Here is a 12,709-nt window from a genome sequence, read left to right as displayed (position 1 = left end):
TGGCGCTGCGCACGGCGGCACTGCAGCGCTGGCTGGAGGCCGGCCACCAGGGCTCCATGGCCTGGATGAGCGATCCGCGCCGCCGCGCCGTGGAGACCCTGCTGCCGGGGGTGCGCAGCCTGCTGGCGGTGGGCCTCAGTTATTACGTGGCGACCGAGCGGGCGCCCGGCAGCCTGGCGGTGGCCCGCTACGGCTGGGGGCGTGATTACCACCGGGTGATCGATGGCCGCCTGCGGCGCCTGGGGCGCTGGCTCGAGGCCGAGGCACCCGGCACCGGCTGGCGCGCCTGCGTGGACAGCGCGCCGCTGCTGGACAAGGCCTGGGCCGAGGAAGCCGGCCTGGGCTGGATCGGCAAGAACGGCAACCTGATCCATCGCCAGCATGGCTCCTGGCTGCTGCTGGGCCATCTGCTCACCACCCTGGACCTGCCGGCCGACCACCCCGCCGAACCACTCTGCGGCTCCTGCAGCCGCTGCCTCGAGGCCTGCCCCACCGGCGCCCTGCCGGAACCGTTTGTGGTGGATGCCCGCCATTGCCTCGCCTTCCACACGATCGAAAATCGCGATTCGGAATTACCGGAGCCCATCACCGCGGCGATGGGCCCCTGGGTGGCCGGCTGCGACATCTGCCAGGACGTGTGTCCATGGAATCAGCAGCATCTGGAGAGCAGCACCGACCCGGAGGTGCAGCCGCGGCCCTGGCTGCTCAACCTGCGGCCCGAGACGGCCCTGGCATGGGATGACGCCACCTGGGATGAGCACCTGCGGGCCTCGGCCCTGCGCCGCATCAAGCCCTGGATGTGGCGGCGCAATCTGCGGGCGGCGGCGGCGGGCAAGGCGAATGGCTGTCCCTAGGGTGGAGCCTCCCTGTGGGGCAGTTGTGATCCGGCGCTGGTGGCAGTTCAGGAGCAAAGGGATGGCATCTGAGTTCACGCCGGCCGCGACAGGAGCAACCCCGTCGCGACGGAGTCTGCGGACCTGGGCCCTGGCCATGCCGCTGGGGATCGGCCTGTGGGCCGCTCAGATGGCGCCGGCTCGGGCACTGGTGCCCTACGTCTTCGTGCCCCAGAGCCAGGAACTGGCAGGGGCGGGTCTGGGAATTGCCCAGGCGGCCGGCCGGCTGCTGCGGCTTGGCCAAGCCGAGGACGCCGCACGCCTGGCGGCGCTCACCGTGCAGCTGCTGCCCCAGGATCCGCGCGGTTGGCTGCTGCTGGCGGAAGCCCAGCTGCGCAGCAACCAGCTCGACGAGGCCGCCGCTGCCCTGGCCCGGGCCAAGGAACTCGATCCGCGCAATCCCGGCATCTGGTTCGCCCAGGGATCTCTGGCCCTACGCAACGGCGAACCGCAACAGGCGGTGGGTCTGTTGCAACAGGGGATCAAGCTGGATGGCCGCAATGCCGGCGCCTACTTCGATCTGGGCAACGCCCATCTGCTGCTGGGCGATTCCGGCGCAGCTCTCTCTGCCTTTGAGCGGGCCTCCGGCCTGCGCAAAGACTTCTGGGAAGCGATCAATAACCAGGGTCTGGTGCTCTACGAGCAGGGCCGCGGCAAAGAGGCGATCGATCGCTGGCGCCGGGTGCTGAAGATCCGACCCGAAGCCGCCGAACCCAGCCTGGCGCTGGCAGCCGGCCTCTACGCCAGTGGACCGCAGCAGCAGGCAGAGGCTCGCCAGCTGGCGGCCCAGGCCCTGGATGACGAACCCAATTACGTGCTCGACAGCTTTCAGAAAGAACAGCTCTGGGGCGACAGACTGAGGGCCAGCACCCGCCGGCTTCTGGAGGATCCAGAGCTCAAGAGCGTGGTGGACCGCGCCAACGCCAACGCAGAATCCAGCACGGATCCGGAGGAGTCGACACCTTGACCTCGGGGAGAAACCGCACAGGATCTGTAGGCTGAGCCCCACTTTTCGCCCTCACACCGAAGACCCGGATGGCCGAGGAGCGCGTTCAGCCCATCGCCCTGCATCAGGAAATGCAGCGCTCCTACCTCGAATACGCGATGAGCGTGATCGTGGGACGGGCCCTTCCGGACGTGCGCGATGGGCTCAAGCCAGTGCAGCGGCGCATCCTGTTCGCGATGCACGAGCTGGGACTGACCCCGGATCGGCCCTACCGCAAGTGCGCCCGGGTCGTAGGCGATGTGCTCGGCAAATACCACCCCCACGGTGATCAGGCGGTCTACGACGCCCTTGTGCGGCTGGTGCAGACCTTCGCCAGCCGCCACCCGCTCCTGGACGGCCACGGCAACTTCGGCTCCGTCGATGACGATCCGCCGGCGGCGATGCGGTACACCGAAACCCGGTTGGCTCCGATCGCCCATGAGGCGATGCTTGAGGAGATCGGCAGCGACACGGTCGATTTCGCCCCCAACTTCGACGGCTCCCAGCAGGAGCCCACGGTGCTGCCGGCCCAGCTGCCCTTCCTGCTGCTGAATGGCTGCACCGGCATCGCCGTGGGGATGGCCACGAGCATCCCGCCCCACAACCTCGGCGAGGTGGTGGATGCCCTGATCGCCTTGGTGCGCAAGCCCGACCTCAGCGACGAGAAGCTGCTGCAACTGGTGCCCGGCCCCGACTTCCCCACCGGCGGCGAGGTGCTGATCGGCAGCGGTCTTCGCGACACCTACTTGGGCGGCCGCGGCAGCATTCCGATGCGGGGGGTGGCCCACACCGAGGAGGTGCAGCCCGGCAAGGGTCGCCACCGCCGCAGTGCCGTCGTGATCACCGAGCTGCCGTATCAGCTCAGCAAGGCCGGCTGGATCGAGAAGCTGGCCGACCAGGTGAATGAGGGCAAGATCGGCGGCATCGCCGACATCCGCGATGAAAGCGATCGCGAAGGCATGCGAGTGGTGGTGGAACTGCGCCGTGATGCGGACGCCACCAAGGTGCTGGCCGACCTGCAGCGCCGCACCGCCCTGCAGAGCAATTTCGGCGCCATTCTGCTGGCCCTGGTGAACGGCCAGCCGGTGCAGCTCACCCTGCGGCGCATGCTGCAGGAATTCCTGGAATACCGCGAACTCACCCTGATCCGCCGGACCAACCATGCCCTGCGCCGCTGCGAAGACCGGCTGGAGGTGGTGGAAGGCCTGATCCGGGCCCTGGAGGCGCTCCAGCAGGTGATTGCCCTGATCACCGCGGCTCCCGATTCCGCCACCGCCCGCGCCAGCCTGCAGGTGCAGCTGGATCTGAGCGAGCGCCAGGCCGATGCGGTGCTGGCGATGCCGCTGCGGCGGCTCACGGGACTGGAACAGGAGAGCCTGCGCAAGGAGGTCGAGGAACTGCGGGTCGAACGCAGCCGTCTGCGCACCCTGCTCGACGACCGCGACGCCCTGCTTGACCATCTGGTGGCCGAACTGAAGCGCCTGCGCAAGCGCTATGCCACGCCGCGCCGCACCCGCCTGATCGAGGGGGGCGATGAGCTGGTGGCGCAGCGCAGCGCCGCCGTGCGTCCCAACGCCGAACTGCAGCGCCAGCAGGCCTTCGAGGCCCTGGCCAGCGACAGCCGCCTGCTGATCCTGGCCGATGGATCCGTGAAGATCGTCGGCCCGCAGCTGCTGGGCCGCCTCCATCTCGAGGAACCCGCGCCACTGGCGGAACAGCCACCGCCGGCCCGGCTGATCCTGCCGACCGCCGGCCAGCCCAACCTGCTCGCCTTCACCGCCAATGGCCGGGTGGCCCTGCTGCGCTGGGAATTTGCCGGCCAGCAACAGGGAGGGCTGGAGCGCTTCCTGCCCGACAGCCTCGAGGGCGAAACGGTGGTTCAGGTGCTGCCTCTGCCCAGCCAGGCCAGCGGCACAAGCCTCGGTCTGCTCAGCAGCGACGGCCGCTTCAAGCGGCTGCCCCTGGAGGACTTTCAGGAACTCTCCGGCCGGGCCGCCACCGTGCTCAAGCTCAAGGAGGGCGTCCACCTGCTGCGGGTGGTGCCCTGCCATGACGGCCAGGATGTGGTGGTGGCCAGCAGCACCGGCCGCCTGCTGCGTCTGGCGGTGGAGGAAGCCAACCTGCCGCTGATGGGACGCACTGCGCAGGGGCCCGTGCTGCTGCGGTTACTGCCGGGCGAGGCAGTGGTGGGCGCCGCCGCCGTGGCCACCGGCGGAGACGTGCTGCTGGCCAGCCGTCTGGGCCTGCTCAAGCGCCTGGCCGTGGAGAATCTGCGGCCGTGTCAGCGGGGTGATCTGGGCCAGATCGCCATCCGCTTCCGCGATCGCCGTGATGCCCTGGTGGATCTCTGCGGAGCCGAAACGGCCATGGTGAGCGTTGTGATCTCAGAGATCCGCAGCGTGCGGCTCGCCACCGCAGAGCTTGAGCGCCAGGACAGCAGCGGCGACGGCGAACTGCTGGGCCTGCGCGAACGGGAAACGGTTCAGGCCCTAGTGCCCCTGATCACCGGCTGAACAGCGGAGAATCTCGCTTCAGCCGACCAGCGCCAGACCGGCCGGTTCGAGCATCAGCTTGCTGGCCCTCACTTCCTCCGGCAGGTCAATCGGATAGGCACCGTCGAAGCAGGCGGTGCAGAAGTGGCTGGAATTGGCCTGGGCCGCGTCCACCATGCCCTGCTTGCTGAGGTAGGCCAGCGAATCGACGCCGAGATGGGCGCTGATCTCAGCCAGGGTCAGACGGGCGGCGATCAACTGATCCTGGGTGTCGGTATCGATGCCGTAGAAGCAGGGGTGGGTCACCGGCGGTGAGCTGATGCGCATGTGCACCTCGGTGGCGCCGGCCTCCCGCAGGGCCGCCACCAGCTTGCGGCTGGTGGTGCCCCGCACGATCGAGTCGTCGATCACCACCACCCGCTTGCCGGCGAGCACATCCGGCAGGGGGTTGAGCTTGACGCGGATGCCCGCTTCCCGCATCGCCTGGGTGGGCTGGATGAAGGTGCGACCGACGTAGCGGTTCTTGATCAGACCGTCGGCGAAGGCGATTCCACTGACCTGGGAGTAGCCGATCGCGGCCGGAATGCCGGAATCGGGCACGCCGATCACCAGATCAGCCTCCACAGGGGTTTCACGGGCCAGAGCTTCGCCGATGCGGACGCGGTAGCTGTAGAGCGATTCGCCGAAGAAACGGCTGTCGGGGCGTGCGAAGTAGATCATCTCGAACACGCACAACTTGGCCGGCTCTTCACACCAGCGGCTGCGCAGAGGTTCAGGTTCACCAACACGGAAGTGAATGATCTCGCCGGCACCCACATCATCGATGTAGGTGGCGCCGATGATATCGAGCCCGCAGGTTTCACTGCTGGCCACCCAGCGGGCCTCCTGCCGCTCACCGATGTGGCCGAACACGAGGGGACGGATGCCGTGGCCGTCGCGCAGGGCAAACAGGCCCTCGGGGGTCCCGATCACCAGACTGAAGGCACCGCGGCACTGGCCGGCGGCCGCGCGGATGGCCTCATCCCAGCCCAGGCCCCCGTTCACGGCGTGCTGCACAGCGAAGGCGATCAGCTCCGAATCCGTGGTGGAGGTGAACTCACCGGCGAGGTGATCCAGCGAGAGGCGCAGCTCCGCCGCATTGACCAGGTTGCCGTTGTGGGCCAGCGCAAAGGGCCCGAGGCGGGTCATCAGCACCACCGGCTGGGCATTGCAGACCTTGCTGCTGCCGGTGGTGGAATAGCGGTTGTGGCCGATCGCCAGGTCGCCGGGCATGCGTTCGAGCACGTCCTGGTCGAACACCTGGCTGACCAGGCCCATGTCCTTGTGCAGCCGCACCTTGGGGCCATCGAACACGGCGATACCGGCCGACTCCTGGCCGCGGTGCTGCAGGGCGTAGAGACCGAAGTAGGTGAGGTTGGCCACCGGCTGACCGGGGGACAGCACGGCGAATACCCCACAGGCCTCCTCAGGCTTGTCGGGCCTCAGCTCATCACGGGCAACGGGCTGGTGTTGCTGCAAGACCCTGCCCACCTAAAGCTTGACTGCATCATTGTGCATCAGCCGCGACATCAGGGCTCGGACCGGCTAAACGCTGGGGGGCAGCGCCTGGCCCAGGCGCCGCGGGATCGCCTGTTCAAACGCCTCACCAAGGTCGTCCACGGCCAGGTTCAGCAGGGTCGTGCCGCCGCGGTTGAAGGTCAGGGCAGCAGGGGCCCCGGAGGCGGCCTGCACGGCACCGAGGCACTGGGCCGGAATGGCGGCACCAGCGGCGGCGGCCTGATCGAGGGCCTGCTGCCAGGCGGCGGCATCGGCGGCCGCGATGCTCACCAGCACCCGGGCACCGCCTTCGGCGAACAGCAGACGATCCGGCCGGAGGTCGCCGGCCGGCAGCTGCAGCTCTGCCCCCAGACCGGAGGCGATGCAGGCCTCGGCCACGGCCACGGCCAGCCCTCCGTCGCTGAGGTCGTGGGCGGATGCCACCAGGCCCTGCGCAATCGCCTGACGCAGGAAGGCCTGGACGCGCTTCTCCAGCTGCAGATCGATCAGCGGCGGCCGACCGGTGACGGCCCCGTGAATGCGCTCCAGGTAGCTGCTGCCGGCCAGGCTGACCCGCTCATCGAGCTCCGAAGCCGTGGTGGTTGCCGAGGCGGTGGCGTCCAGCGGCACCCCCAGCAGCCAGATGGCATCGCCGGCCTGACGCCAGGCCAGGCCGCGGACCAGCGCGAGATCGGACACCAGCCCCACCATGCCCACCACGGGGGTGGGGTGAATCGGCTGCATCTGGCCGTCTGGAAGCCGGGTCTCGTTGTAGAGGGAGACGTTGCCACCGGTCACCGGGGTCTCCAGGGCGCTGCAGGCCGCCGAGAGGCCGCGGCAGGCCAGGGCCAGCTGCCAGTAGCCGGTGGGGGTCTCAGGCGACGGGAAGTTGAGGTTGTCGGTCACGGCCAGGGGTTCGGCACCGACGCAGCTGAGGTTGCGGGCCGCCTCGGCCACGGCCGCCATGCCGCCGCGCTCCGGATCGAGGGCCACCCAGCGGTTGGGGCAGTCCACCACCGCCGCCACACCGCGGCTGGCAGCCTGCATCGCCCCCTCTCCCCGCTGGGGCCGCAACCGCACCACGGCCGCATCCGCTCCGCCGGGCAGCACCACGGTGTTGGCCTGCACCTGATGGTCGTACTGGCGGAACACCCACCGCTTGGAGGCGATGGTGGGGTCGTCGAGCAACTGCAGCAGCACCGCAGCCCAGCCCAGGCTCTGACCGGCCAGGGGGCCGTTCACCGGCGTGATGCCAGCCTGGGTGGCCTGCGGCAGCTGGGCCTCGCTCCAGCGCCAGTGGGCCTGGATGGCGGCGGGGGGCTCGCTGAGCAATGTGTGGTGGTTGATCGGGGTGTCGTCGGCCAGGGCACTGGCGGGCACCTCCGCCGCCACCGACCCGTGCTGCAGCACCCGCACCACGTTCTGCTGGAGCACCCGGCCCACCTCCGCCGCCTGCAGGCCCCAGCGGGTGAAACGCTCCATCAACGCCTGCTGACGCCCGGGCTTCACCACGAACAGCATCCGCTCCTGGGACTCACTCAGCAGGAACTCGTAGGCGGTCATGCCGCTCTCGCGGGCGGGCACCCGGTCGAGATCGAGCTCGATGCCCAGCCCCCCCTTGGCGGCCATCTCGGAGCAACTGCAGGTGAGGCCGGCGGCGCCCATGTCCTGGGCGGCCACCACATCACCGCTCTGGAAAGCCTCGAGGCAGGCCTCGATCAGACCCTTCTCCAGGAAGGGATCGCCCACCTGCACGGCGGGGCGGTCGTCGAGGGAGGCCGCGGTGAGCTCGGCACTGGCGAAGCTGGCACCGCCCATGCCATCGCGACCGGTGGTGCTGCCCACGTAGACCACCGGATAGCCAACCCCCTCGGCGCCGGAGCAGACGATCTCCTCGGTTTCCATCAGCCCCAGGGCCATGGCATTCACCAGCGGGTTGCCGGAGTAGCTGGGGTCGAAGGCCACCTCACCGCCCACGGTGGGCACACCGACGCAGTTGCCGTAGTGGGCGATGCCGGCCACCACGCCCTCCATCAGACCCACGTTGCGCTCATCTTCGAGCGGCCCGAAGCGCAGGGCATTGAGCAGGGCGATCGGCCGGGCGCCCATGGTGAAGATGTCGCGCAGGATGCCGCCCACCCCCGTGGCCGCCCCCTGAAACGGCTCCACGGCCGAGGGGTGGTTGTGGCTCTCGATCTTGAAGGCGAGCCGCTGCCCTTCGCCCAGGTCGACCACGCCGGCGTTCTCACCGGGGCCCACGAGGATGCGGGGGCCGGTCGTGGGGAACTGGCTGAGCAGTGGCCGTGAATTGCGGTAGCAGCAGTGCTCCGACCACATCACGCCGAACATGCCCAGTTCGGCCCGATTCGGTTCCCGCCCAAGCCGCCGCACGATCTCGTCGTAATCGGCCTGGCTCAGGCCTTCCTTGCGCAGCGCCTCGGGCAGCGAAAAGGAGGCGGAAGCCGCGGGGGACGGCATGGTGGCAGCCAGGCAACGGTGCTCCACTCTGGCCGAGGGGCCGACCAACCCGGCTGGGCAGGCGGATCGGGCCGTCAGACCCAGGGATCGGCATCAGCGCCGGGATCCCTGCGGGAGCGCGGCTGGGAGCGGGGCGGTGCCTCGTCGGGATCAGAGTCGCTCTCCCACTGATCCCAGGCCTCGCGCTCCGGCCTGCGCTCCAGGGGATCCTCGGGGTCCTCCCGCCAACGCCCCTGGGGCTCCCAGGGGGGCTCCTCCAGCCAACCCTCCAGCCGGCCTTCAAAGCGATCCCCCACCTGATCGATCTGGTCGCGCCAGCGGCCGGTCTCCTGTTCCAGCTGCTCCTTCCAGCGCCGTGAGCGGCGCAGCAGTTCCTGCCGCACGCTGGCGCGGGCCAGGGGCAGCTCGTCGAGGCTGCCCAGGGCCGTGCGCACCATGCCGGGCTGTTGATCCACGATCCGCTCGGGGGTGAGGCGCCAGCGGCTGCTGCCCGGCAGCCGCGGATCACTGCGGGCAATCAGGTAGTGGCGGATGCGGCCACTGCGCAGCTCCACCGCCGCATCCACCACGCTGCCGAGGGGCTGGCCCTCCTGGCCCAGCAGGGCGGCATCGAACAGGGTCGGCAGCCGCTCCAAAGTGGCCGGATCCGTCTCGGCCGGCTCTCCCTGCACATAGGCCTCACCCTCCCCGAGCCCCCGCAGCTGATTCAGCCGCCAGACCAGCCGTTGATTGCCGAAGGCCGAGGGCCTGGTGACCCAACCGAGCAGACGGTGGACCGGCGGATGCATCCAGCCGATCAGGCCGGGACCGTGATCCAGGCCCTGGTCGCAGCGGACCCGGCGTTGCAGCAGATCGCTGAGCAGCAGCTGCTCGGGAAGGGCCACGCCACTCAACCGCGAATCTGAACAGGCATCACCAGATAGGTGAAGGCGCCCTCATCGGCCGTCGAGAGCACCGCCGGCGTGGTCGGTCCGTTGCAGTGCAGGATCACCCGCTCGCTGGCCATCACCTTGAGCCCTTCAAGCACGTAGCGCACGTTGAAGGCGATTTCGATCGGCTCCCCTTCCAGCTGGGCCGCCAGGGTCTCGGCGCCGCTGCCCACGTCCTGGGCGTCGGCGCGGATGTGCACCTGAGCGGAGGCCGGCTCGGTGCTGATCTTGACCACGTTGTTGTGCTGATCGGCCAGCACCGCCACCCGCTCCAGAGCGGCCGTGAAAGCCCGGCGATCCATGGCGATGCTGCGCCCGAAGCTGTCGGGGATCAACTGGCGATAGTTGGGATAGGTGCCATCGAGGGTGCGGCTGGTGAGCACCTGATCCGCCGAGAGGAACACCACCTGGCCGCGGTCGCAGAAGAGGTTGAGCGGATCATCCGACTGACGCACACTCAGCAGCCGCTCCAGCTCCCGCAGGGACCGGGCCGGCACGGTGACGGCAAAGGACTCGCTCTCGACCTCGGGATCGAGGCGCAGGGCCTGATCCAGCTTGAGCACGGCCAGCCGGTGGCCATCGGTGGCGGCGCACTCGAGTGAGTCGTTCTCGAGGCGGAGATGGACGCCCGTGAGCACCTGCTTGGCCTCATCGGCGCTGCTGGCGAAGATCGTGGCGCGCAAGCCCTTGATCAGGGCCTCGGCATCGAGACGGATCGGGGTGCCGGCCTGCACCAGGGGCAGATCGGGGAAGTCATCGGCAGGCATGCCCCGCATGCGATAGCTGCCCGAGAGGGAGGTGAGCTCCACCTGCTCGGTGCCGTCGTCGCAGTGGAGCGTGATCGGACTATCGGAGGAGAGGCGGGAGACGATCTCGCCGAACAGCCGGGCCGGCAGGGTGATGGCGCCGCTGGCCTCCACCGAGGCCGGCAGGCTGGTCTGGATGCCAAGGCTGAGGTCGAAGCCGGTGAGGCTGAGACGACCGGTGCCGGCATCGGCGGTGAGCAGCACGTTCGCCAGCACCGGATGGGTAGGCCGGGCGGAGACGGCCCGGCTGACCAACTGAAGGCTGGCACTGAGTTCGGCCTGGGAACAGACCAGCTTCATGGGGGTTTCTGGAGGCCTGGCGGCCGGCAGATCGGCCTCACCACCGTTCCATAGGGCGGCGCCAAGCGCAACGCACCGGCTGGCCGGATTCCCGCTTTCCACCCCACTTTCCCCAACCCGACTGCCAAAAGGATTGATTTTTTTTCTGAATAACAATCCCAACTCGTAGTCGTAGAGCCTGGGGAATCGGGGGAAAACAGCATTAAACCCTTTGCGCTGCAATTGTTTTGCTCTTACAGGCATGAGGAAAACGCCGGAGGAAAACCCTGGAAATCGCAGCTTTCCACCAAATCCCGGCCCTGTGGAAAACCAGGGCCGCCCCGGGTGTCCGGTCGCGTTCGTTTTCCCCAGCTCAGGGAATCCCTTTTCCCGGGGTTTTCAGCAGGCGGTTTCAGGGTTGGCTGCGTCCTGAGATCCCGCTGATTCGCAACAAAAAAGCCCCCGATCGGGGGCTGATGACCAGAGCCGCGGTCGCGCTGATCCCAGGGCCGTGAGGCTCAGAAGCCCATCACCTTGGCCACTGTGGCCGTGTCGGGTTCGATGCCGGCGTGGAACTTGGCGTCGTTGTGTTCAATGGCCGTGGTGGGGTCCTTGAGGCCATTGCCGGTGAGCACGCACACCACCGTGGCGCCGCTCGGTACCTCCTCACGTCGTTTGAGCAGCCCCGCCACCGAAGCGGCGCTGGCCGGTTCGCAGAACACGCCTTCTCCAGCCCCGAGCAGCTTGTAGGCCTCAATGATCTCGGTGTCCGTCACGGCCATGAAGTCACCGTTGCTCTCGGCCCGGGCCTTGAGGGCGTTCTCCTTGTTCACCGGGTTGCCGATGCGGATGGCGGTGGCGATCGTGTCGGGTTGCTCCACCGTGTGGCCCAGTACCAGCGGGGCGGCTCCGGCGGCCTGGAAGCCCATCATCCTCGGCAGCTTCCAGCTGCGGCCTGCCTGGCGGTACTCGCGGAAGCCCATCCAGTAGGCGCTGATGTTGCCGGCGTTGCCGACCGGAATGCAGAGCCAGTCGGGCGCTTCGCCGAGGGCGTCCACCACTTCGAAGGCGGCGGTCTTCTGCCCCTGAAGGCGGAAGGGATTGAGCGAGTTCACCAGGGTGACGGGGTAGCGGTCAGCCACCTCCCGCACGATCGCCAGGGCCCGGTCGAAGTTGCCCTGCACCGCCAGCACTTCGGCGCCGTACAGCAGGGCCTGGGCCAGCTTCCCCTGGGCCACGTAGCCATCCGGGATCAGCACGAAGGCCCGCATGCCACCCCGGCGCGCATAGGCCGCGGCCGCGGCGGAGGTGTTGCCGGTGCTGGCGCAGATCACCGCTTCCGAACCCGCTTCCTTGGCCTTGCTGATCGCCATGGTCATACCCCGGTCCTTGAAGGAGCCGGTGGGGTTGAGACCGTCGTATTTGAGGAACACCCGCACGCCACGGCCGATCCGTTCGGCGATCGACGCAGCCGGGATCAGCGGCGTGGCTCCTTCCCGCAGGGTCACCACCGGCGTGGCATCGCTCACCGGCAGCCAGGCGCGGTAGGCCTCAATCAGGCCCGGCCAGTCCTGCATCACCGGCTGGGCGCCGAAGGGACCGGTGCCATGGCGCCGGAAGGAACGGAGCAGGGGCACGGGGCAGGGTCTGGAGGCTGGAGGCGAATCTACGGCGCGACTCAGGCTGACCCTGGCCCGGATTCAGGAGCCAGGCTTGGCACCGACATCACCGCGCAGGCCATCAAGGGGAGATTCCGAGAAGAAGCGCACCAGGTCGGTCACGGAGCTCGCCTTGCTCATCAGCCCCAGCAAGGCAGGAATGCTGACCTCGATCTCGTTGGTGGGGTAGGCCTTGAGGAAGCCGATCGGCGACAGCTTGCCGGAGTCTTCAGCGGCACCCAGCACCAGCGCCGATCGCATCGCCTGCACCCCCACCGTCTCAGCGTTGAGTGGGTAGATGATCTGGGCGGCCCGCGCCAGGATCGCCTCGCCGATGCTGGTGTTGAGCAGGCGGCTGACCAGCACGACCGGAACGGTCATCGATTGGTTGAGCAGTTTGGCGGCTTCTTCCGGCTTCTGCTTGCTGAACTTGAGCACGTCCGCGAGCAGACCGCGGGCCTCTCCGGTGGTGGCCAGGTGCTCCAGATCCGCCACTGGAATCGAGCGGCGGAAGGCCCCGCTCACGAAGACCAGATTCTCGCCGGCCAGGGCCGCAGGGGAGCTGGCCCAGAGCCCGAGTCCCAGCAGGGCGGCCCCCAGACGGTGGCACTGGCGGGGCTGCCGCCCGGACCGCTTCTGCACGGAACTCTCCG

At 68.7% G+C, this 12,709-nt stretch carries 9 protein-coding genes; 3 read left to right on the top strand and 6 right to left on the bottom strand.

Features of this window, described 5'->3' with window-relative positions:
* The 3 genes from queG to VB777_RS08845 form a co-directional block, all read left to right on the top strand.
* A partial coding sequence (gene queG / locus VB777_RS08855; RefSeq protein ID WP_323248422.1) for a tRNA epoxyqueuosine(34) reductase QueG occupies positions 1 to 854 on the top strand: 854 nt, incomplete at its 5' end.
* 136 nt (positions 855 to 990) lie between these two features.
* Positions 991 to 1,860 (top strand): tetratricopeptide repeat protein, encoded by an 870-nt coding sequence (locus VB777_RS08850; RefSeq protein ID WP_322757938.1) that lies wholly within the window; start codon positions 991 to 993, stop codon positions 1,858 to 1,860.
* Positions 1,861 to 1,928: 68 nt separating this feature from the next.
* The gene (locus tag VB777_RS08845) at positions 1,929 to 4,391 is read left to right on the top strand and encodes a DNA gyrase/topoisomerase IV subunit A (RefSeq protein WP_197157844.1); all 2,463 of its coding nucleotides are present in this window, start codon (positions 1,929 to 1,931) and stop codon (positions 4,389 to 4,391) included.
* Between the two features lie 18 nt (positions 4,392 to 4,409).
* Here the strand turns inward: VB777_RS08845 and purF are convergent, their stop codons facing one another.
* The 6 genes from purF to VB777_RS08815 form a co-directional block, all read right to left on the bottom strand.
* Entirely contained in the window at positions 4,410 to 5,900 is a 1,491-nt protein-coding gene (gene purF / locus VB777_RS08840; RefSeq protein ID WP_197171289.1) for an amidophosphoribosyltransferase, read from the bottom strand.
* Between the two features lie 54 nt (positions 5,901 to 5,954).
* Entirely contained in the window at positions 5,955 to 8,384 is a 2,430-nt protein-coding gene (purL, locus tag VB777_RS08835; protein ID WP_323248420.1) for a phosphoribosylformylglycinamidine synthase subunit PurL, read from the bottom strand.
* Positions 8,385 to 8,458: 74 nt separating this feature from the next.
* Positions 8,459 to 9,268 (bottom strand): RNA methyltransferase, encoded by an 810-nt coding sequence (locus VB777_RS08830; RefSeq protein WP_323248418.1) that lies wholly within the window; start codon positions 9,266 to 9,268, stop codon positions 8,459 to 8,461.
* 5 nt (positions 9,269 to 9,273) lie between these two features.
* Positions 9,274 to 10,419 (bottom strand): DNA polymerase III subunit beta, encoded by a 1,146-nt coding sequence (dnaN, locus tag VB777_RS08825; RefSeq protein ID WP_323248416.1) that lies wholly within the window; start codon positions 10,417 to 10,419, stop codon positions 9,274 to 9,276.
* A gap of 497 nt (positions 10,420 to 10,916) precedes the next feature.
* Positions 10,917 to 11,975 carry a threonine synthase gene (gene thrC / locus VB777_RS08820; RefSeq protein ID WP_197158982.1) on the bottom strand — a complete coding sequence of 353 codons (1,059 nt, stop codon included), beginning with the start codon at positions 11,973 to 11,975 and terminating at the stop codon, positions 10,917 to 10,919.
* Between the two features lie 123 nt (positions 11,976 to 12,098).
* Positions 12,099 to 12,698: an alpha/beta hydrolase gene (locus VB777_RS08815; protein WP_231598119.1), complete on the bottom strand. Its 600-nt coding sequence runs from the start codon at positions 12,696 to 12,698 to the stop codon at positions 12,099 to 12,101.
* Positions 12,699 to 12,709 lie beyond the last annotated feature (11 nt).

This window comes from Synechococcus sp. CCY9202 (assembly GCF_034931685.1).
Classification (GTDB): domain Bacteria; phylum Cyanobacteriota; class Cyanobacteriia; order PCC-6307; family Cyanobiaceae; genus CBW1002.
Note: the sequence above shows the minus strand (reverse complement) of the source record. Positions and strands in the feature narration are given on the sequence as shown.